Source organism: Halobellus sp. EA9, assembly GCF_051195055.1.
Taxonomy (GTDB): domain Archaea; phylum Halobacteriota; class Halobacteria; order Halobacteriales; family Haloferacaceae; genus Haloquadratum; species Haloquadratum rubicundus.
In genome coordinates this window covers 70751-92056 of the sequence record NZ_JBNTJW010000009.1, presented here as the reverse complement: position 1 = coordinate 92056, position 21306 = coordinate 70751, and the positions used below count along the sequence as shown (strand labels likewise).

At 61.3% G+C, this 21306-nt stretch carries 17 protein-coding genes; 16 read left to right on the top strand and 1 reads right to left on the bottom strand.

Annotated features, from left to right (window positions below; translation table 11 throughout):
* The 14 genes from ACQUQ0_RS12760 to ACQUQ0_RS12695 all read left to right on the top strand — a co-directional run bounded on the left by ACQUQ0_RS12760 (position 1) and on the right by ACQUQ0_RS12695 (position 16543).
* Positions 1-1116, top strand: coding sequence for a hypothetical protein (locus ACQUQ0_RS12760; protein WP_435185555.1), 1116 nt, complete (start codon positions 1-3; stop codon positions 1114-1116).
* A 2-nt stretch (positions 1117-1118) separates the two neighbouring features.
* Complete coding sequence (locus tag ACQUQ0_RS12755) at positions 1119-2240, top strand: hypothetical protein (RefSeq protein WP_435185553.1); 1122 nt, start codon at positions 1119-1121, stop codon at positions 2238-2240.
* Complete coding sequence (locus ACQUQ0_RS12750; RefSeq protein WP_435185551.1) at positions 2233-4464, top strand: VirB4 family type IV secretion system protein; 2232 nt, start codon at positions 2233-2235, stop codon at positions 4462-4464. The genes ACQUQ0_RS12755 and ACQUQ0_RS12750 overlap by 8 nt, the downstream gene beginning before the upstream one ends.
* Positions 4457-8284 carry an ATP-binding protein gene (locus tag ACQUQ0_RS12745; protein WP_435185550.1) on the top strand — a complete coding sequence of 1276 codons (3828 nt, stop codon included), beginning with the start codon at positions 4457-4459 and terminating at the stop codon, positions 8282-8284. Before ACQUQ0_RS12750 ends, ACQUQ0_RS12745 begins: the two co-directional genes overlap by 8 nt.
* Complete coding sequence (locus ACQUQ0_RS12740; RefSeq protein ID WP_435185549.1) at positions 8281-9165, top strand: DNA primase; 885 nt, start codon at positions 8281-8283, stop codon at positions 9163-9165. The genes ACQUQ0_RS12745 and ACQUQ0_RS12740 overlap by 4 nt, the downstream gene beginning before the upstream one ends.
* Positions 9162-10673, top strand: coding sequence for a primase-associated protein (locus ACQUQ0_RS12735; protein WP_435185548.1), 1512 nt, complete (start codon positions 9162-9164; stop codon positions 10671-10673). The genes ACQUQ0_RS12740 and ACQUQ0_RS12735 overlap by 4 nt, the downstream gene beginning before the upstream one ends.
* 541 nt (positions 10674-11214) lie before the next feature.
* Complete coding sequence (locus ACQUQ0_RS12730) at positions 11215-11655, top strand: hypothetical protein (protein ID WP_435185547.1); 441 nt, start codon at positions 11215-11217, stop codon at positions 11653-11655.
* A gap of 181 nt (positions 11656-11836) precedes the next feature.
* Positions 11837-12382: a hypothetical protein gene (locus tag ACQUQ0_RS12725; protein ID WP_435185545.1), complete on the top strand. Its 546-nt coding sequence runs from the start codon at positions 11837-11839 to the stop codon at positions 12380-12382.
* Positions 12383-12455: 73 nt separating this feature from the next.
* Positions 12456-12746 (top strand): hypothetical protein, encoded by a 291-nt coding sequence (locus ACQUQ0_RS12720; protein ID WP_435185543.1) that lies wholly within the window; start codon positions 12456-12458, stop codon positions 12744-12746.
* Entirely contained in the window at positions 12746-13069 is a 324-nt protein-coding gene (locus tag ACQUQ0_RS12715) for a DUF7558 family protein (protein ID WP_435185541.1), read from the top strand. Before ACQUQ0_RS12720 ends, ACQUQ0_RS12715 begins: the two co-directional genes overlap by 1 nt.
* A 116-nt stretch (positions 13070-13185) precedes the next feature.
* Positions 13186-13893 (top strand): DUF7437 domain-containing protein, encoded by a 708-nt coding sequence (locus tag ACQUQ0_RS12710; RefSeq protein WP_435185539.1) that lies wholly within the window; start codon positions 13186-13188, stop codon positions 13891-13893.
* A gap of 9 nt (positions 13894-13902) precedes the next feature.
* Positions 13903-14433 carry a hypothetical protein gene (locus ACQUQ0_RS12705; protein ID WP_435185538.1) on the top strand — a complete coding sequence of 177 codons (531 nt, stop codon included), beginning with the start codon at positions 13903-13905 and terminating at the stop codon, positions 14431-14433.
* Positions 14434-14803: 370 nt separating this feature from the next.
* Entirely contained in the window at positions 14804-15652 is an 849-nt protein-coding gene (locus ACQUQ0_RS12700) for a DUF7260 family protein (RefSeq protein WP_435185536.1), read from the top strand.
* A 135-nt stretch (positions 15653-15787) separates the two neighbouring features.
* Entirely contained in the window at positions 15788-16543 is a 756-nt protein-coding gene (locus ACQUQ0_RS12695; RefSeq protein WP_435185535.1) for a hypothetical protein, read from the top strand.
* 381 nt (positions 16544-16924) lie between these two features.
* Here the strand turns inward: ACQUQ0_RS12695 and ACQUQ0_RS12690 are convergent, their stop codons facing one another.
* Positions 16925-18256, bottom strand: a complete 1332-nt coding sequence (locus tag ACQUQ0_RS12690; protein ID WP_435185660.1) for a PQQ-binding-like beta-propeller repeat protein — start codon at positions 18254-18256, stop codon at positions 16925-16927.
* A 950-nt stretch (positions 18257-19206) separates the two neighbouring features.
* On the opposite strand from ACQUQ0_RS12690, the gene ACQUQ0_RS12685 reads away from it, so the two are divergent.
* Complete coding sequence (locus ACQUQ0_RS12685; RefSeq protein WP_435185533.1) at positions 19207-20103, top strand: DNA-binding protein; 897 nt, start codon at positions 19207-19209, stop codon at positions 20101-20103.
* Positions 20104-20327: 224 nt separating this feature from the next.
* A complete protein-coding gene (locus ACQUQ0_RS12680; protein ID WP_435185531.1) occupies positions 20328-21254 on the top strand; it encodes a transcription initiation factor IIB in 927 nt (308 codons plus the stop codon).
* Positions 21255-21306: the final 52 nt, after the last annotated feature.

Sequence of the window (21306 nt, the reverse complement as noted above, 5' to 3'; positions counted from 1 at the left end):
ATGGTTGATCTCATTGACGTCGTTCTTGAGGGTATCAAAGGCGTCGTTGATTGGTTCATCGGGCTGTTCATGGACGGTCTCAGATCGGGGTATGAGACTCTGACTGAGGGAATGTTCGGAACCCCGGCCCCAGAGACGAACGGAGCATTTGTCTTCGGTGAACCAACCAACGCACCCTGGCCAGCGATTCACGATGCTCTCATCGGCGGCGAAATTATGCTGGTTGCCCTCTTGCTCCTCGTGATGAGTGTTCAGGGCCGTCACACGGTTCGGATCTTCAATATTGGAAGTACCTACGAAGCCCGAAAAACGAAGAAGACGGCCTGGGTCGGTGCTTTTCTAATCATTACGTGGTATTGGGTTGGAACTCTCGCACTCTACCTCGTCGACGGGTTCACCATTGCACTAATGCCGGAGCTTTCCTCCGTAGCCTCGGCAATGCTTCAGTTCTTGGGCGCAGCCATCACAAACCCCGGACTGGGGCTATTGTTCGCCGTGATTGGTGGAATCTCGATGTGGGCGCTGGAGGCGCTGTTCTACATCCGGATGATTCTGCTCTATGTCTACCTGTACGGAATGCCGATTGCATTTGCACTGGCCTACGGAAATATTCCGGTCGTATCCGATATCGCGATGGGGTTCTGCAAACGGTTTGTCCCGTTGGCTGTCCTCCCGCTCCCGGCAGCGATGGTCCTCAAGGGATACGATTTGATCTACGGCGGTGGGACGCTCACACCAGGAACTGCGTTCCTCAAATATCTCGTCGCTGCGTCCCTCCCGCTGGTTGCCCTCTACATCACGTGGAAGACGTTCAAATACGCGACCCCGTTGACGGCCAAAGTCGTCGGCGGTGCAACGAAAGGCGCAGCACTCGTTGGCGGTGTCGCCGCTGGAGCCTACGTCGGTGGCGCCGGCGTCGCGACGACCGCCGCTCGGTGGGGGCCGAAGGCCGCCGCTGGCCACGCCGTCGCGCAAAAAGCGGCTGCCCGCGGTGGACATAGAGGAAACGATGGCGGCACGCCGTCGTATCGTCGGACAGAGAATGACCCAGGTGGAGCGACAGCGGAATCGGCGAGTGACGACCGTGGGATGGAGTTTGATCGAGGAATCCACTAACAATGTCAGCAGATCAAGACGCGGCCGCACGGCGCATTATGGATCAGTTCGGCGAGGAGAGTCGCATCCCGTATCTCAATATCGAGGAAGGAGATGTCGGCATGCTCATCGCCTTCCCCATTATTGGGCTGTTTATCGCAGGGCTCACCGGGATCGAATCACTGGCCCTCCCGTTCGTTGCTGGCGGGCTTGGCTTTGGCGTCGCCGTCATCTACGTCTCACCAACCCACCAGAACGCCTGGACGTGGACCAAAGACGTCTATCGGTACCTCAAACGGCCTCAGGTCACGTTCAGTGCGCCCGCCGACGCCGACACGAGTACCAACGAGTCAGAGCGGAACGAAGGCGGACTCGCGAACTACACGCCGTTCAAGCCGGACGAGCGGACACAGGACCTCACGAACATCAAGCGAGCGTGGCCGGGCGCTGGTGCCATCCAGCGTGAAGACGGCGCGATGGAGGCATTCATCGAGATCGATCCGGCAAATATGGACTTCGCGATGTCCGACGACTGGGCACAGCTCCAGGATGCTGGCGAAGAGTTCGCCAACAAAGAACTGGACTCGAAGCTCAAACTCCACGCCACAACCCGTTCCTTCCCGGTCGAGCAGATCACCGAAACCATCGAAGATCGACTCACTGACGAAGACGTCACGGAGAACCCGATTCTCCGGGAACTTCTCGAAGAATATCGGGAAACACGGCCGAAGGAGATGCGTGAACGGGGTATTCAGCAGGTCCGGTACTACATCGGCGTTGAAGTCAGCCCGATAGAAGTGTACGACCGCTTCCGCGACGAGGGCACCCCCGCCGAGAAGCTGACCCAGTTCCCGGTCATCGGGTTCCTGTTCAACCCGTTCGTGACCCGCCGTGAGGACCTCACCGACGTCGAACGTCGTGCGCAGATGTTCGAGAAGCTCGACAGTCGCGTCAACGATGTGCGATCCGAGTTCATCCAGCAGGCGTCAGGGTGGTCCGCACGTCGACTCAGCACGGTCGAGCTGTTCGTCCTGAATATGGACTTCTGGAACGGCCGTGAACACGACTACGACGAGGCAGAACGTGTCGTTCGCGACCAATCGATCATCGGCCACTCGCGCCGGGAGGACCCACACGATGCGTAATGTGATCCTCCAGACCGGTGGTGGTGCGCTTGGCTCCGTCGCCGGGTGGCTCCAGAATTTGACGCCAGCAGAGAGTGCAGTGCTTGCCCTTGCAGCGGGTCTCGGCCTTGGCGTCGGCAGTAAGTACCTCTGGGATCGCTTCACTGCGGATGATGAACCAGACGTGGACTTCACCGATGTCCTCGACGAGGAGACACTCGAAGAAGGCGAGGCCGAACGCAAGCTCCTCGACGACATCTCCGAGTCGCACAAGACCGTCACCGCGCCCGGAGCTGTCGAGTGGGAAACGCGAGCCGCACGGGTCGGCGAGCAGTGGACGACGACACTGTATATCGCTAACTATGCCGACTATCCCAACGACGGGTATCTGAGCGACCTCTTCGAGATGACCGATGTCCAGTTCGATCTGACGGCCCACATCACGCCGAAAAATCAGGAGCGGGCCCGGAACGAACTGCAAGACATCGCTGACGACCTCCAGGTCGATGCTGACCTCGAACAGAGTATCCGAAGCGCCTATCTCCAAGAGCGCGCCAACGAGGCCGCAGCGACGTACAAGGCCGTCGAGAACGGCGCAAACGTCTTCGACCAGGGGATGTTCATCACCGTCCGGGCCGACGAGAAAGACGAGCTCAGAGACGCTGTCCAGACGGTCAAGAGCGCGCTCCGCGACGATCCGGCGAACCTCACGCCGAAGACGGCGATCTGTCGCCAGGATCTCGCCCTCCAGTCCGCCGCGCCCATCGGCGACAACGAGTTCGGGCGGACGTCGATTGCGCTCGGCGGCGCCGTCGGTGCGTTACTGTCTTCGCCGCACAACGCAACGATCCTCGAGGAAGGCGGCGTCGAGTTCGGCATCCACAAGGACAACCAGAGCCCGCTCGTCATCGACCCGTTCGCGCGGGATAACGGCTACGCGATGTTCACCGTCGGCGACACCGGCTCGGGGAAGTCGTTCAGTTCGAAGCAGAACTTCATCCGCTCCATCGAGCAGAGCAAGGACCGTATCGGCATCATCCTCGAGCCGCTGAACAACTGGGCCGGTGTCTCGGAAGCCCTGGACGCCAAGCGGATCACCGTCGGTGGGACGCTCGGGCTGAACCCCTTGGAGATTCGGGAGACGCCCGAGCACGTCCAGCGCGCGATGGGTGAGGACGCGAGTCCGTTCAATGAGAAGCTCGACGACGCGATGAGCTTCCTGACGAACTTCTTCGCGCTCCGCGGTATCTCGCTGGGCGACCGCCGGACGACGCTGGAACTCGGGCTCAAGCGGGCGTACAAGCGAAACGGCATCACCGACGACATCTCCACGCATAGCAACCCGAGCCCGACGATTCAAGATATGATGGACGTCTTCGAAGAGATGGTCGACGACCCCGAGGAGTTCGTCGTCCGATCCGACGAGGAAGCGAGGAAGATCAAGGAGGATGCGACGTGGCTGCTCGATCAGCTCCGCCCCTTCGAGGACGGCGGTCGCCACGCCAACCTCGGCCAAGAATCCGACTTCGATATCCGCGACGAGAAGGTGATCTACCTCGACCTCGCCCAGCAGGAGGGCAGCGTCGACAGCAGCACGGCACTGACGATGCAGCTCCTCATCTCGCTGGTCTACGAGCGCGCGAAAGTCTCGGACAAGGAGGTCGTGTTCTACATCGACGAGGCGCGGTACATCATGCAGGACGCCGCGAGCCTGGCGTTCCTCGAAACGGTGTTCCGCCACCACCGGCACCACGACCTCTCGATTCGGCTGGTCACCCAGACCGTCGACGAGTTCTTTGAGCACGCCGAGAGCGAGGCAATCCTCGATCAGTGTGCAGTCAAGCAGTTCCACCGCCTCGATGGGATGGACGAGGAGTGGGCCGACGAGTTCGGGCTGAACTACGCGCAGATGCGGTTCGTTCAGGACGCTGTGCCGGGCAACGAGGATGCCGGCTTCTCCGAGGCCCTGGTGGGCGTCGACGGCGAGTGGCGCGGCATCCAGGTCAAAGCGATGCCCAAAGAGAAGCAGGTCATCGACTTCGATCCGACTTCCCAAGTTCGGTCCTCATTGCCCGGTGCCGGCGACGACGCCGTCGATACCGAGATGGAGGAGTTCCAGGAAGAGCTCGAGCAGCGAATAACGAACGGGACGATCGAACCGAACGACGAATCAGACGCCGTCGAAGCCGAGCCAGACGGCGGGACGACAGAAGCAACCAACAATGAGGTGCCGGACAATGACTGAATACCTACGCGTCACGCCGACGTCCGAGCGACTCGATCCGGAAAGTATCCCGCGAGTTCTCGACAGCCTCCACAAACTGACCACGCCCAGTTCGTCGAGCCTCGGGGCGAAGCTGAACCCGCTCCATAGTGAGACGCCACCGCGATTCGAGTTCCTCGCCGTAAGCGATGGCCCGGATGAGCCGGTCGAGTTCTTCTATGGGGCCGATTCACACCTCGATACGCTCAAGAAACGCCTCCGCTCCATCTATCCGGCCACCTTCGACATCGAGCGCGTCGACGTCGACGTTGCCGCCCGGCTCATTCAACCAGTCGAATTTACACCGGAGGAATTCGTCAACCACTACGAGACTGGGCGGCTGCAGTACGAGTTTGGGCCGGCAGAACAGTACGACATCGCCGACGAGGAATCAACTGACTCCGAGTCGGCCGAAGCGAACCCCGTTGTCGACGGCGGTACGGCATCCACGTCAGTCCCTGATCATCACGTTACTGTCGGGAACTCGGCCCTCGAACTCGCGCCGCCCGATGCGCTTCCGGACGACGAAGAGGAGCGACGGGCCATCGAGAAGCCGACGATGACACCGGGGGGAACGATTCTGGCTCGCCCAGCACAAGACGCTGTCTCGCCGCTCGGTGTCCGGTGGTCTGGCTCCGCGTCGCGGAAGCAGGACTGGATGACCTCGCTAAGGCCGTTCACGGCAGAGGAAACGAACGGCAACCTCTCGTCCGTTGACGAACCGGGCGCAGCGCTCTCATCGCTTGTCGACCACCTGATGGAAGCGACAGCACCGACCGCGTTCCAAGTCGTCTTCCAACGACGGACCAGTTGGCAGTCCGACGCGGAGATGCGGAAACAGGACCTTGTCGACGGCCGGGACACGTGGTTCCAGAAGCTCTTCGGGCCGTTACTTGAGGTCGAGGATCAGCGGAGCGATCAAGACGACCGACAGCTCAGCGAGTCCGTCGAGAAACGAATCGAGTACATCGACGCGAAGAACGCCAAACGGTCGTTCACGGCCCATATCCGTGCGGTCGGCATCCCTACCGACGACACTCGCGACGATCTCGATGCTCGGATGGACTCGCTCCTCCCCGTGTTCGACCCGCTTGATGGACCGTTCTACGAGGTTGAGGGGCAACGCCTCCGAGACAGCGGCTTCCGTGAGAAAACGAAGGAGAAGAAGGCACAGACCGCCCTACAGCGTCTCCTCAACCGCGATCTGACGACAGGCCGGGGGAAGACCCGCCCCGAGCTGGTCCTCTGTGGAACGGAGCTCGCGAACTTCGTTCTCGTCCCGTCCTCCGAACAGTTGACGGTCGAGGGGACACGGGGAACCCGAGCTGAACAGCAGAGTCGGAACCCCCTGCCGTCGCCGAACCCGGATCTGATTCAGCAATTCCAGGAGGGGATGGCCATCGGCCACGCCCTCGACGAGAACGGTGAACCACGATCGGACCCAATCCGGATCCCGCCGGATCTGTTGACGACGCACTACGGCCGATTTGCGTCGACTGGCGGTGGGAAGTCGAAGGCGATCATCAACGACGCGCTCTCGCTCCGGGAGACGACTGGTGGCCCCGTCGTCCTTGTCGACCCGAAGGGCGACGGGATGTGCGATAACTATCTGCGCTGCCACTATGAGCGGTTTGAAGGCCTGGAAGACGTCTACCACTTCCGCGTTCCGGATATCATCCCCGCGTTCTCCTTCTTTGACATTCGCCCCGCCCTGGAGGCGGGACGCAACCGCGAGGACGCGATTCAGGACAAGGTCAACCACTTCCACGACATCCTCCAGATGTTCATCGGCCGGGAGGAGTACGGTCGAGCATTCGTTGCGAACGAGATCCTCAGCTACCTGATTATGGCGCTGTTCGACGAGGAGTACGGAAGTGATGTATTCGGGATCGACGATCTCTTCGCCGCTGCGCTCCGGATGCAGCGCGAAAAAACACTCCCGCCCGTTTCAGCTGATAACCAGCACATCGAGGAAGCGCTGAGTCGCCACTTCGCGAAGGACAAAAATCAGTTCCAGTCATCGATGGGCGCCGTCGGGAACCGTCTCGCCCAGATCACCGAAGATACCCGTCTCCGGCGAATCTTCAGCCACACTCCCGAGCAGAACGGCGCCGACGAAGACGTCGACAACCACTTCGACTTCCGCAAGTTCCTCGATAGGGATGTCACGATTCTGTTCGACCTTGGAGATATCCGCCCGGAGGCCCAGCGAGCTCTCACACTCCTGCTGTTGAGCAACCTCTGGGATGCCGTGCAAGTGCGCCGGCGCGACGGCCAGACCGACTACGAGAAGCTCACGAACCTCATCATCGAGGAAGCGGCCCCGGTCGCATCAACGAAACTCGTCTCCGAGCAGCTCCTGCCGCAGGGTCGGTCGTTCGGCCTGAGTATGGGGCTCGTGATGCAGTTCCCCGAACAGGTGCGGAACCGGAACGAGCGGGCGTACGACGAGGTGCTGAACAACATCAAGACGAAGCTCATCGGCAACATCTCGATCGACCGTGATCTCGCGGAGTCGCTTGCCCACGAAGATCTCAGTCCGACCGAACTCCGCAACCGGATCAACAGGCTCCCGAGCGGCGAGTGGATCGTACAGCTCCCGAACCCGTCGTTCGGTAAAACTGGTCCGGCCCCGTTTTCACTGAAGCCGCTCCCGATTGCGCCGGGGCATCCAGAAAGCGATCAGCCGCTCACAGAGCCACAGGAAGACCATTTCGAGTCCGTGTCCCGACCACGGATGATGGAGCGAACTCAGGCTCAGTACGGGCTTAGTAGTACCACGGAGACGACAGCGACAGCAGAGGACGATGGGTGGGGAAGTCGTCCAAACGACGAAGCGTCGGCTACCGAGTCGGCTAGCGGTGATGATTTGACCGGATCGTCATTTATCAAGGAGGCGACAAGTGATGAAGCCGCGGACGACGATGAAGATGAAACCGAAGACAGAGCAGTAGAGACGGACACCGCCGCCTCGGGGTTTGGAAATGCGGACCTGTCGGAGCCAGACCAGTCAAACGCGAATGAAGCGACGACAGCCCCCGATGACAGCAGTCCGGCGCCAGTCCAAGCCGGTGGCGTGACCGTCCCCGATGACGAACTCAGACGACGCGGACTCACCTATAACGACGTTCGATTCCTGTCTCGGGTGCTCAATGTGATGAACAGGGACGCATCGAGCTACACACTCCTGAATAAGATGAGTCTGTTCAAGGATGATTTTGATAATCTTGATATCCAGCGGCTGATCGATCAGAACCTGTTGGAAGAGGGGCGCGCCTGTAGCCGGAAGTACTACACCGTCCTCCCAGCGGGCCGTGAGCTGCTCGGCCAGAAACTCAAGGTCGGGCCCGGACAGGGAGACATCGGCGAGAAAACTCCACACAAGGTCGGAGTCAAGCTGCTCGAGCTATGGTTGGAAACACAGGATACTGTCGCGCAGGTCAAACCCTACTACGAATACGATGACGAGACAGTGTTTGATGTGGCCGCCCTCGATGAGGAGGGAACTCTCGTCTGGGCCGGCGAAGTAGAACTGCCGAGTAACAATAAACACGCTCCGATCGAGGACTACGATAAGTTGAGCCAGGTAGATGCGAAGGCAGTCTGGGCGTTCAACAGGCGCGAGACAGCCGTCGACGTACTTGATCGACTTGCTGAGGCAGATCGAATCGACCACAGCGTGAGCGGGCGTGCAGCCCGTCGCTTCTCAGATATTCGGGAGGCAGTCGAAGCACTCGATGCGGCTGGTATGACGACGATTCGGAGCTTCAACAAACTGGATCAGGAATTCAACAACGTATGAGCTGGCGACGAGCAACTCGCGAGGAGATCTACAGCTACTACGCCGACGAGTTCCCCGAGTACGTCGACCAGCTACCACCGTTCATTACGGCGCAGGGGCCGAAGCAGTATGCACTCGCGTTTCAAGAGCCGCATCCAGTTCGGAAAGACGGTGTCCCAGATAAAGATTTCATCCGGCGGGATACCTGGCAGACGACCGCGTCAGGGGATCGTACCACACCGGCATTTCAGGAATTCACCGATGTCCTTGAGTTCATTCGCCATCCGGCACGGAACGACCCGCTCGGTCGGAGTGAGTTCGCACTCGCCGATCCCGATCTGCTTGACAAGTCAGACCCCCGTCCCGATGCGGTCTACTACGCCCTCAATCACTGGGAACGGCCGTGGGTGTTGCTCGTCGATATCGATGCGAAAACGATTGCCCAAGAACGAGCAGCCCAAGCTGTATCGGATGAGGGGACTGCACAAGATACCGAGGCGTTACTTGAGGCGGCAGGAATTCTCGGTGCGGATCCAGCCGGGTATCCGTATGCCTTCGCGGATATCGACCGTGCTATCGAGTACGGGTTCGAGGTGCGAGACATCTTTGAGGACGATTTCAACGCCGAGGAGACGATGGTGGTGTACAGCGGCCAGGGAGTCCACGTCTATCTCCTCGATACCGATGCTGCGCATCGATACGACGCCAAGAGTCGGGAGGTACTGAACGACCTCCTTCAAGAGACCTACGGGATCCCCATCGACCCGGTCGTGACGGCCGACCGTCGCCGAGTCGCCCGATTACCATACTCGTTGCATACCGATGTGTGTCGGATCGTCACGCCGATCGAGAGCCCGAATTTCGATATTCACTCCGCCACGCCGGCGGTGATCCACTCGTGAGCCAGTCGACGCCCGTTGAAGACGAGCGCACTGCCTATCGTGTTGCGACGCTCCCGCTCGAATACGGAACGACGCGCATCAACCAGCTGTTCACGCGGGGCTACAATCGGTACGTCGTCAACGGCGAGGATCAGCCCGAAGACCTGTTGACCGATCTCGAACGATTCGGGACGGCCGCGTTTAAAGAGGACGTCAGAACCAGCGCCACAGAGGAGCCGTTCGTCGATGAGCCCGGAACACTCGCTGTGCTGGCGACACTGAGCGCGATCTGCGTCAAAGCTCATCCGAAATTCGAGGATGTCCCACCGCGGAAAATACAGGTCCTCTACGATATCCGCGAGCTGTACGTCAACAACCTCGCCTCACTTCTTCGAGAGTTCAGTGACGGGAAGCTCCAACAGGATGTCGCAGAGGTACTCTACGCGAAAGACGCCGGCGCGGACGGACCGCATCCCGGTCGGGTCTGTACCGGCATCACAGAAATGCCAGAGTTCGGTGACGGATTGTACCTCGAAATTCCAATGGCAGCGGCGTCACGAGATTGTCTCGTCTACGCTGACACCGACACAGGAGACACGGGAGAGCTACTCACTCGCGTCAAAAACAACCGGCTCTACGTGCCGGTCGGCGACTTCGATAAGAAGTATCGCGAGTATGCCAGACGTGCGTTCAAGCGGCTGCTCCACGTCCAAGAAGAGAATCTCTCGGAGGAGCAGCTCACGTGGTTGACGACGAATGAGTCGGCGATCACAGAGCGCATCGACCGCTTCATTGAGACGGGCCACCACGAACGGATCTGGCGCGACTGGGATGCCGGAGAGCGGACCATCCGTGTGCTACGGGACGCGATTCGAGACGCGCCCGACGAGACCGCAGCCCTCGGAGAGTTCCACTCCGCGAAGGCACTGTATGCTGCGGTCGATGCGTACGATCCGGAGGTCAGCTGGAAGCAGGATCTGTGTAATCGGATCTCGAGTCCCCGCAGCCTCGGGAACCTCCTCGCATCCCAGCGCGACCACCGGAATCTTACCATTCGACAGCGGGAAACCACGAATCAGTATCGGATTCGAGACGCTTCACGTGGGAGTACATCACTCAGCGTGGAGTCAATTGAGGACCTGTTCGAACTTCCCTGTATGGCCAATATGGAGGAGCGGCTCCACGAAAAGAAGCCCGTTCGGAAGGACCTCTATAATTTCGTGCGGATGGTGATGTGGCTCCCGCAATACCAGGACAGCAGCCTCGACGAAATCGTCGCGGATCTCAAGGACGTCTTCTCTCGGTGGCCGTGGTACGACGAGCAGGAGACCGAGTACCAGGTTCGCTATGAGTTCTCGAACACGATCGATGGTGACACCCCATTGCCGATGAACTGCGACAACGACGATCTGCAGCGCTACTGCATCGGCCAAGACCAGTGCCCCTACTCAATCTGGGGTAGTCTTCCCTTCCCAGACGAGATGTACGACCAACTGGATGAGACGAAGTCAGCGGCTAGCGAATTCTGAGTCCTGTTACCTACCAGAATTACAATACATCTAGCACGAGTACAGAAGTGGAGAGATTTGAATCCGTCACGCACTCTTCAGACTGTCTACAGCACTATTTCGACAGGATTGAGTCGAATCCGGAGTGCAACAGAGAATGAGCTGTCTCTCCGTGCCACCCATCCCGGTCTGCTTATGCTCCCAAGGTTACTCAAATCAGCAGTTTTCAGGGGGTTTCATCAGCCCGTCACGCACATTTTCGCTCTCTCGTCCCGATCGTCGTTTCGTCAAGGACATTGTAACGGTCGGAGATATGCGCGACGGGGCTCTCGATCGATTTGCGCTCGGTATCGGTTCGTCTGTACCTTCGAGGATCGTCCAAAGAAAGACTAGGGTACACCGGTGCAAACGCCGCTGGCTCTCTCCGGCCGAGGGGCCATCACAGGGGTAGCGGAACTACAGAAGTGTCAGAATTAGCGCATAGGATGACGGGGTGCGTTTCGGTGGTGTCTGTTGCCCCCGCGAGGGGGTGGCGGGGCGCGTCACGCGCCCCCGATAGACGATGGCTTCGGAACGACGCAGCAAGACACGAGCAGCGCATCACGCAGAAACCAACCCCGACAGTCAGGCCCCGTGGGCGGACCTCGAGATGGCGGTCCCAACCGACCGGGATCACGCGTCGGTCGTCGCCCTCGTGGAGTGTGCTCTCGTCGAACTCACCCACGAGACCGTGGGGGCCGTCTTCATCTCCAGGCAGGTCGGGTGGTCGACACGGACGCAGTACGTCGCCGACGACGACGTCGGCGAGCAGTTCCAGAAACGGCACTTCGACGACCGGCAGGGCTGGCACGAGACCACCGTCTCTCGACGAACTGTTCGCGACGAGCTCATCACCCAGCTCACGCAGTCGCCTTCGACGTCGGCGGAGCGATTAGGTGAAGGAGCAACCAGCGAGCCAGACACCTTCGTCGTGAAGCCAGTTCGAGAGCTCCGAACGCCGTAGCAGCTAGACTTAACCAACATTCCGAACCGATACCGACACAGTGTTGGTTAACGCTGAGACCGGATCACTCCCTTGCCTCCACCCACCGCCCGACTCCTCGAGTGAGTGAACCCTAGCGGCCGGCCCGCACGAACGGCGGTCGCGACGGGTTTTATCGGGCCGCTACTCCTCGAGAGCGAGTATGGTCGTCGTCGAGGAGGTCACCAAACTGAGCGCGCGCCGCACCCAAACTTCGTCCGAGGCGTTTCCGGACGATGCGCTGGTGTCGATTCGGTCGGCCGTCGAGGCCGTCCCGGCCAGCGTCTTCGACGGCTCGACGAAGCACACGGAGGTCGGTGGGTTCGATGCCGCGATCGCCGACGGGCTCTCGCAGTACGAGTACGAAGGGGACGCCGCCGGCGGCTACAACCCAAACTGTAAGCTCTGGTCGCACCAGGGGTTTAACTACAGCGTCGACCTCTACGACGCCGACGCCCGCATCGCCATCGAGGTTGAGAAGAGCGAGCGGAAGAACGTCAGCGACGACCTCCTCAAGTTCCAGAAGGGGTACCGCACCCAGAAGGACGGCCGGCCGAAGATCGAGTTCGGCTGTCTGGTGGTGCCGGTGAACTATCTCGGGCGGCATAACCTCTACCAGCACAGTCTGACCAAGCTCGACTTCATAAAGGGCGTCCTGTTCATCGACGACGTCGCCGTCATCGGCTATCGAGACCCGCGACCGAACTGATACTGTCGGCCCTGACTGTTTATCTGCGCCAGGAGGCGTGCAGCGCGCAACAGCGTGCGCTGCGTGACTCACTATGCCTGGTCCCGATCCGCACGACGACACGAGTCGCGACTACGAACGGTTCGAGAAGGAACAACTCGCCCAGGACCGCGACGCCATCAGCGTCGACACGGCGGACATCGACGACACGACGGCCCAGCGCCTGGTCAGCGACCTCGTCGACGCGGCCGTCGTCACTCCGGTTCCTGAAGACCAAGTTCTGGTTCACGAGCCGAGCGGTACCGCGTTTGACTCATCGACGCAGCTGGCCGTCTTCCACCGTGGCTGGACGGCTGGCCGCGACGCCGACGCGGAGGGCGAGTGATGCAGCAAACCCTCGTCGGCTGTGCGTTCTGCGACGCCCCGCCCGGTACTGAGACTGGCGAGGCCCACACCTGGGGCCAGGACGAACGGGTCACCCACCCGATTTGCGTCGACTGCGCGATTCAGACGCGGCCGGATCCCGACGAGCGCGATCACGTCGCCTGTGACGGCTGTGGGCTGGTCGTCGACACGCTCGCCGCACTGACGCGAGTTCGGATCGAACTGGGGCATCTCAAGGGGCCGCTGCAACTTTGCGAGCGATGTAGTCCTGACGGGCCCGCGACGTACTGGACGCGCGATCTCGAATCACACGTCGTCGAGTAGCCGTTCAACTCGGTAGAGTCCATTGAGTGGTTTCTCGGCGACCGTTCGAATCAGATAAACAGCGTATCACTCGCCACACCGATAGTGTGAAGTACACAGACTTCGAACTAATTGCTATGACTCCTGATCGCGATCACATTCGTCCGGATGGTGGAATCGGCACGCTGAACCCGCCACCAATCGACGTACTAAACGAAGAAACGCTCGAACCGGAGACGCTGGCCGAGAACGCGCCCCGACTCGAAACAGTCGTGGAACTGCTCAACCGCCCAGCACTGGCCCGCGTTTACGTCTACATCTGCTACTGGGGCCCGGTCGCTCCTCCCGAAATTATGGAGGCGCTCGATCTCTCGAAATCGACTACCTACGAGTACGTCGATCGGCTGGTCGACCTCGGTCTCGTCGACCGCGATGACTCGACGCGCCCCCAGCAGCTGACCGCCGACCCGGTCATCATCGTCGAACAGTACGTCCCGATCGTCATCACACCGACCGTCATCCACGCCCTCGCCCTCCAGGAAATCGATGAGGACGTCGAGTACTTCGTGGACCGGTACGGCCTCGGGAAGCTCATTGCCGCGTTGCGCGGCGCCGGACTCCACTTCGCCGGGAAGACCACCCAGCGAATGGTCGCCGGCGATATCGACGTGCGCGAGACGGAGGCAATGATGATCATCTACGCGCTCAAACCCGCACTGACTGTCGGCCGGGAACACGATCCGTTCTTTGAGTATCTTTTCCCGGACGTACACGACGAGATGGACCTCCCGAATCTCGATACCGTGGAAAACGCCCCGACACGATCGTCGGACACCGACAGGTGAGTCCGTCGGATGGGTACCGACGTTCCATTCTCTGCCGACAAGGACGTCCTCGTCGACGCGAATATATTCTTCGCGATTGGCCGTCCCTCGAATCCTCAATATCGGCGGTTCCGAAGTGCAGTTCAGAACGCTGGCGTCGTCTGCAAACTCCCGCGGCGTGTGATCGGTGAACTCGGTGGCCCAGAGACGGACCGCGTCCGGACGGCACTTGACGAAGGCTGGGCCGAAATCATCGATGCACCATCACCGACCGATGGGGACGCTGTCGCCGCGAGTGATATCGCCAGACGAACCATCGCGAGCGAAACCGACCAGGCTGAGCACGAGGTCGAAAAGACGGATGGAATTTTGGCAGGGCTGGCCATTCAGTACGTCAGAGATCGCTCGACGACGGGTGTTATTGTGCTCACTGACGACCAGCCAGCCAAGACAGGGATCGAAAATGCAGTTCGAGCACAGGAGTACACGGACTCGATCACAGTCTACGGCTTGGCGGATATCATTGGGGACGACCCCGGAGACTCACTGCGGCTAATCTAAGCCAACTGGTGACTGTCATCCGTAAAGTCCTCGGCCGTTCACGGGCGGCAAGCCGCCCGTTAGTTCGGGAGAACTTGCTCTCCCGTTGCTCGGCATCCCGCGATCGCGCGAGATTCCAATTCGTTTGCTTCGTACACCAGGTCACCGCTGTGGGCCTTGAGTTTGTGGTAGTTCAGAACGTGGAGATACCGATCGACGGAAGGTCACCCAATCGTCATTGCAAGGGATGGACTACCCTCCGGAACTATCTTACTGCGCACCGTCGTTAGTTCTACTACCAAATATGCTAAGGAATACCACAGATGAATGCCAGCGTGCGGACGAGCAGTCGACGTCACTACGGCGTGCCGTGCCTGGGGGGCTCAAGCGGGTGGTGCTCACAGTCGTGGTACTCTGGGCTGTCCCCTCGCTGTCTGTCTCCGTGTCGGGAGCGGCGGTCAGCCGTGATTCGGCGCTTGCGGTTCTGGCGTGTGTGACACGCATTCCGGATGCCGTGTCGGCGGTGACGGAGGAACGCGAGCGGACCACCGCAGAGCAAACAGCCTTCAAGGAATTCAGCACCCGCATCGCGGCGCTTGAGGCAACAGCGATCGAGTCGCCGCCTGTCACTACCGGAGCGTGTTTCGAGCCCTCCAGGACCGATACCGCTGCCTCGCTCGAAGACGTTCGGGCCGCCTACCGTGAGACCGTAATGGCAGTCGCCCATTACGAGGAAGAGTACGACGAACCACGTGAGGAGCATATGGCCGCGGAGTTCGGTCCGGACTTAGCCGGAATCGTCGAGAGCAACGACGTTCTCACGCCACAACTGCAGGCGGCACTCATCCAGGCAAGTGACGCTGCGCGGCAAGACCGCGCGGCCTTTCGCCGGACGCTCGACCGCGAACACGATGCGCTCACCGATGCTCGTCAGCGTTTGCGAGACGTCTCGGCCACAACCGAACGTCTCACAACGACCCCGCTCAGCCAGCGCTCCTTTGACGATGTCCTGGGTGCTGAGGGCCGTTTGCAGCGTCTGAAAGCCGATTGTGAAGCCCTCCTCAAGGATCGCCAGCAGCAACTCCACGAGAGACCCTCCCGTGAAGGCATCCAGCTTCAGGAGTATCTCTATGGCCCGCGGTCGTGGACGTTTCCGGTCTTGGATGATACGCTCGACTGTCTCTCGCGGCTCCGAGAGATCGAACGTCGGATCGTCCAGACCGTCTCACGCCGGCCTTGATGCAATACGTGGATCGCACGTGGGATACTTTTCGATTCGTAACTCTCGGTCAGCGGACCAACTGGCAGCGCGAGCGAGTCCAGTACCGGACCAACAGCAGGCCCACTCAAGTGCGAGGCCTGTCTTCGCCCGCATATGCCTGCCGCCCCTATCGAGAAACTGAACCGCGACCAGCGCCGGGTTGTCGCGCAAGCCCTCCACGATCCGCCTACCGACCTGTTCGGCCCGGTGCGCCGCTGGCAGTTCGCCCTGGTGTTGCTGGGTGAACGCCCGGCGTGCCGACTGGTTTCGACCCGGGAACTCGTCTCTCAACGCGGTGTCGCCGACCTACGAACCCGGCCGGAGGAGTTCGCCCGCGGGGAGTTCATAGGGCAGTTACTCCGCGAATGTGGCCTGCCGTTCTCGGTTCGCTTTCCCCGCTCGTCGACAGGGAACGGCTCGACGCTGCGTGCAGCCTACTACATTGCCGTAACCGCCGAACGATTCGAGCGGCTCCCTGACCCGGTCTCCGAATCACCCGAGAAGCGCGCGGACAACTGGATGAATCGCCCCCGAGCAGTCGGACAGTTCCTGGGATATCCTGCCGACGCGATCGACGCCTACGAGGCGAACGCCTGCAGCGGGAACGGCGAGTGGACCGACTCAATTCCGGAACCGGAAATCGACCGCCGCGTCGGGCCGTTGGTAGACCAACTCTACGACGAGCCGCCGCTGTCGAACGGAGCCATTCTCGACGCCGTGCTGCCGTACACGCCGCCGCTTCCGTCTTTCGGCACCTCGGACGAGCACTTGCGACGCGCGGTCCGGTATCTCGAGGCGGGCCTGCGGGCCGAGCGGCACGGGATTCGGGCGCTCAGAGACCGGCTAGCCGACCACCAGCGTCACCAGTGAATTCTCGCGACGCGTTACGCGCAATCCCTGCGCCTGGTGCGGGCTCTGGCGTGCGGCCCGCCAGATGTTGTGCGCTTTCGCGGCGATCGCTGGCCCGACCTCGTTTCGACGCAGCGCTTAGTGCGACGACTCCGTGGGAGCCCTCCGCCGGATCCCACCGGACCCGTGAATGTCGTACGAGCGTTTCTCGTGGATGACGCTCTCGGTTTCAGGGCCAGGCTCCGTTGTGTCCGCCTGTGGAGGGCGTCGTTTCAGAAATGGGGCGAGGGAGGTCACTCCGGAGGGATCTCTGGTCGCCGGGGGTCCCCTAGTTTGCCGTGTCCGTCACGGCCCGCCCCGCGCGCCGCATTCCGCCTTCCGGTGAGCAGTTTGGACATTACATTACGGTTCACGAACCGCGAGCAGTCGGCTCTGGTAATTATGCCCCGGGTTCGTCTGAATATATGTCGCCTCCCCGACGACAACCGGTGGGCCAGTCCGCTCACCGATCTCCAGTCGCCAGCGACGTGTCCCGTCCGCCCGGGCGACGGCTGCAAGCTCCTCGCCCTGACTGATATAGACTGTCTCCTCTGCGACAGTTGGCGATAGGACAGCTCCCTTTTCGGTCTCGTAGGTCCATCTGTTGCCCCCGTCGCTCACGTCAAGGGCGTGCAACCGTCCAGTGTCGGCATCAGGATACCACTCGCCCACGTACAGCGTCCCGTCCGCGTATGCCGGCGGGCTAAGCGTCTTCTTCGGGAGTTCCCAGTCCCATACGACCTCACCCGAAGTGGCCTCAAGAGCGAACAACCGCTCCGCCCCTGCCCACTCCGAGTCATCATCAAGGGGCGCGACGTGGGGTTTCAAGGCGGATACGTAGACGCGCTCATCGCCGGCGACGACGTGTCCTTTGAGCGTCCAGTCGGCACCAACCTCTAATTCGGCCGTCCACTCCTGGTCACCGGACCGGGTGTCCACTGCATACACTTCTCGGGTCGCTCGGTAGCTCTCGTTCATATCGAACGTGACCGCCCGCTCAGCGGTCACCGCTGGCTGCGCCCAGTCAGTCCGCCACGTTGGCCCGTCCTTGGTCTCGACGACGTGTGGGCCGAGTGTGGCCGTCCACTCGACGTCCCCTGTCGTCGCATCGCACGCGATAATGCCTCGATTTGATCCAATATAGACTGTATCATCCCGGACAGTCGGGCTGATCGGTGGTCGTTTTCCGCTTGATGCGGTGATTCCGTCCTCTTGAACCCACTCCTGCTCACCAGTCGTGATATCCAGCGCGTGGAGCCGAACGACGTTTTCCTCCGTGCGGGTAATGACGAGCAGTCGGTTCTCGTGAAGTGCCGGAGCCCAGCGTATCGGTGGGAGGTCGCTGTTTGACCATTGCTCTGCCCCGTCATCCGGCGCCAGCGCGAACGCTGTGCCACCAGTCCACGCCTCGGTAAGATAGAGAGCGTCGGCAACGACCGGTGGATACACCGGCCGATCGCCGAGCTGCTCCCACGCAATCGTCCCATCGTCACGGGGGCCACGCGCCTGCGGTGTGTGACGTGTGTTCCGGGCGTCGTAGCCGATCTGGGGCCACGTACCCGCAGGGATGGAATCGTCAGTCGCCGGCGTTTGCTCTCCCTGAGCATCGGTTCCACTGCCCGGGCTAGCCAGACAGCCAGCCAGGCCGCCCGTGAGGAGTCCACCGGTCGACGCGAGGATAGTACGGCGGCGCATATCTATGCCGTTGTTCAATACAGCTATTGGTTTGGTGGTCGCTTAAACGCCTGTTTGTCCATCGGTGACGTCCTAATGGATGGTGTACTCATTGTTGATGGGGGTTTCTGAGACTCAGTATCGAGGGTCCTCGTGGCTTTGAGTGCGACGCCGACCTCGTCGCGTCGCGGACGCTGCTCGAACAGGCGACGAACACCGACGTCAGGCTGACGGCACAGTCCGTGCGGTTCCAGTGGGACGACCACCAGTGGTACCCCGTCGACGGGGCCACGGTAGAGCCCAACGAATAGCGCACAGACCCACAAGGTGCCGCCGTGGTGTCGCCGTGACACCAGCGAGCGGACGCTCCGTGTCCGCGGAGTGGATGTCGATCCGCTGGTCGCTCGCTTTTCCAGTTGCAGCGCTTCCAGTACCACTCTTCTTGAGCGTTGTTTTGGCCGGAATTCGGCAGTTAACAGAACGACGCAGCTGCGGTTTATTGAGCTGGCATTAGTCTCTCTCGGCTGGCCGGTGTGTACGATACGGCTCGCACCGCTCGCCGCATTCCGCCCTCCGCGTCGCTCGCGACCGACCATTCCGGGCGTGCGGCTCCCTCGCGTGCGCTCGGTCGCCGTTCCGGGCTAAAGTGAATGTGCCCTCGGCGCCAGCGCTTCTCCCGTTTCGGTCCCGGACTTCCGGAGGCTTCCGGGACTCTCCGACCCGCGACGGACGTGGTTGCGTCGCGGGCGAAACGGGGAATGCGCTGGCCGCTCGCTCCGGGCGGGTCGGCGCGCGGTGCTGGTTGGGGGCACCTTATGCAGGCGCGCTCTCGCTCGCGCCCGGTAGGGCGCTCGCGAAGGCGCGAGCGAGAGCGCGCAGATGGGTCTGTCGGTCGTTGTCGTCGGAAAACCGCGATGTTGGAGCATCGCGGAGTCGGCGCGTGAGCGCTTTCGGAATCTGGTGTGATTCCAATGTCTAGTAACAACGCTAGCGGAAAGGTCGTTTCGGTCGATGAACAGGCATTCGAGAAAGCGGGCGGTCAGGCGGTCGATGAGGACGGCTTCCCAGTCGTCGACGAGACGCCGGAGTTCGAGGCGGCGGTCGAGCAGGAGACGCAGGCGAAGGTGGATGCGAACCACCCGGACGGGATCGCGGACACGAGCAACGAGCGGATTCACGGCGTCACCCTCGAACAGGAGGAGCGCATTCGGGCGCGGGAAGCCGAACTGGAGCGCATCAGTGCCCAGGCCGAGCTGGGCACGCAGGAGGGACGCGCGAAGCGGACGCGAGACATCGCAGCGAAGCGGGGCGCTGAGCGGCGTGTGGAGTTCCAGAAGCGGGCGGCGAGCGTGAATCCAATAGCGGACCCGGAGCGAGACGATCCCCGTGCAGAGCTCACGCAGGAGCAGTTGGCAGCAGTGAACAAACAGTCGATGCGGTTGGCCGAGAAGTTGGATGGCTGGTCGCGGGCAGCGATTAGCCGGCGGCTGGGTGAAGCCGTCGTCAGTGGGAAAGACCTGACGAGTGCAGTCGTCGGGGTGTTCGAGGAGTTGCAGACAGCACCTGGGACGGTGATTCCCATCGGAAAGATCGAGGAGGTCAATCGCAAAGAGGTGAGCATCGAGGGCGCGGTCGAGGTACTCTGGGATGCGGACTCGCCGGCCATCGCTCAAGTCGGGCTGATCGCGGACGACAGTGGGAAAACGAAGGTGACGATCTGGGAGAAATCAGATGCGCCGTGGATTGAGGAGGGTGAGCAGGTGCGTATTCACAAAGCGGCCCGGAACTGGTACGATGGACGAGTCTCACTGGCCGTTACCGGGTGGACTACGATTCAGTTCCCAGAGCGCGATCGGTGGTGGGAATAGCCGGTCGTCGCTCCCCTTTTTTGCTGGTGTGTACGCGGTCACCGCCACCTCCCACCACCTCCACGGTCCGGGCAGCTCACGGCGCCAAGGCGCCGTTGCGCGGCCGGGCTTTCGCCACCGCAGTCCATCGGTATCACCACCGTCCCCTGTGGTGTGTATGTGTCCCCTGATGGATGAGGGCACTCCGAGAGACGCGATGTGCGTGCATTCCCTCGTGTGCATCTATGGCAACCAGAGACATCTACGAGACGGCGTTCGACGAAGACGTCCAGACCGACGCGGAGTCGAATCAGTGTCCCGGGTGCGATGGCCGAGTCACCACCAACGCGGTCGAAACGATCTGCGAGGACTGTGGCCTCGTCATCGATGAACAGCGGATCGACCACGGGCCAGAGTGGCGAGGGTTCGACGAAGACGAACGGGAGCGCACGGGCGCTCCGTTGACGGCGACACGACACGATCGAGGGTTGTCGACGGAGATCGGCCGCGGAACCGATGCGAACGGGAACGAACTCTCAGGACAGAAGCGACGGCGGCTCGCCCGGATGCGCCGTGAACAGACGCGTGGGCGGTTTCAGTCGAAAGCTGAACGCAACCTCGCACACGGGCTTAGTGAAGTCCGCCGGATCAGTAGTGCGCTCGAACTATCCGAGACGACCCGTGACCAGGCCTGCCAGCTCTTCCGCAGCGCTCAGAACGAGGACCTCCTGCAGGGCCGGTCGATCGAGGCGATGGCCGCCGCGAGTGTCTACGGGGCGTGTCGGTGTAACGGGCGACCGCGAACGCTCGACGACATCACCGAGTCGGCGCGCGTCGAGCAATCGCGGGTGACGAACGCTTACACGACGCTGAATACGGAACTTGGCCTGCCAGCCCAACCCGTGACGCCGAGTGCGTTCGTTCCGCGGTTGGCCTCGGAGCTCGACGTCTCCGATCAGATCCGGCAGCGGGCTCGACAGTTGGCGGAGGCATCCGAATCGACCGGAGCAACCACGGGAGTTCGGCCATCCGGGTTCGCCGCAGCCTGTCTGTACAAGGCCGGACGCGAAGACGGACGATGGCTCACCCAGTCGGACGTCGCTGACGTTGCGAACGTCTCGGTGGTCACCGTGCGGACCCACCGCGACACACTGGACGAACTGGCTGTATAACGCCCACACTGCTGATTTTCGGTTGTATGTCTGTAGGCTGATTGATGTGAGA

Excerpts from the sequence above, each read along its gene's own strand:
- ACQUQ0_RS12680 (WP_435185531.1), top strand. The coding sequence starts at position 20,328 with ATGGCAACCAGAGACATCTACGAGACGGCGTTCGACGAAGACGTCCAG.
- ACQUQ0_RS12730 (WP_435185547.1), top strand. The coding sequence starts at position 11,215 with ATGGCTTCGGAACGACGCAGCAAGACACGAGCAGCGCATCACGCAGAA.
- ACQUQ0_RS12760 (WP_435185555.1), top strand. The coding sequence starts at position 1 with ATGGTTGATCTCATTGACGTCGTTCTTGAGGGTATCAAAGGCGTCGTT.
- ACQUQ0_RS12715 (WP_435185541.1), top strand. The coding sequence starts at position 12,746 with ATGCAGCAAACCCTCGTCGGCTGTGCGTTCTGCGACGCCCCGCCCGGT.
- ACQUQ0_RS12690 (WP_435185660.1), bottom strand. The coding sequence starts at position 18,256 with ATGCGCCGCCGTACTATCCTCGCGTCGACCGGTGGACTCCTCACGGGC.
- ACQUQ0_RS12695 (WP_435185535.1), top strand. The coding sequence starts at position 15,788 with ATGCCTGCCGCCCCTATCGAGAAACTGAACCGCGACCAGCGCCGGGTT.
- ACQUQ0_RS12720 (WP_435185543.1), top strand. The coding sequence starts at position 12,456 with ATGCCTGGTCCCGATCCGCACGACGACACGAGTCGCGACTACGAACGG.
- ACQUQ0_RS12710 (WP_435185539.1), top strand. The coding sequence starts at position 13,186 with ATGACTCCTGATCGCGATCACATTCGTCCGGATGGTGGAATCGGCACG.
- ACQUQ0_RS12755 (WP_435185553.1), top strand. The coding sequence starts at position 1,119 with ATGTCAGCAGATCAAGACGCGGCCGCACGGCGCATTATGGATCAGTTC.
- ACQUQ0_RS12750 (WP_435185551.1), top strand. The coding sequence starts at position 2,233 with ATGCGTAATGTGATCCTCCAGACCGGTGGTGGTGCGCTTGGCTCCGTC.
- ACQUQ0_RS12740 (WP_435185549.1), top strand. The coding sequence starts at position 8,281 with ATGAGCTGGCGACGAGCAACTCGCGAGGAGATCTACAGCTACTACGCC.
- ACQUQ0_RS12745 (WP_435185550.1), top strand. The coding sequence starts at position 4,457 with ATGACTGAATACCTACGCGTCACGCCGACGTCCGAGCGACTCGATCCG.
- ACQUQ0_RS12705 (WP_435185538.1), top strand. The coding sequence starts at position 13,903 with ATGGGTACCGACGTTCCATTCTCTGCCGACAAGGACGTCCTCGTCGAC.
- ACQUQ0_RS12685 (WP_435185533.1), top strand. The coding sequence starts at position 19,207 with ATGTCTAGTAACAACGCTAGCGGAAAGGTCGTTTCGGTCGATGAACAG.
- ACQUQ0_RS12725 (WP_435185545.1), top strand. The coding sequence starts at position 11,837 with ATGGTCGTCGTCGAGGAGGTCACCAAACTGAGCGCGCGCCGCACCCAA.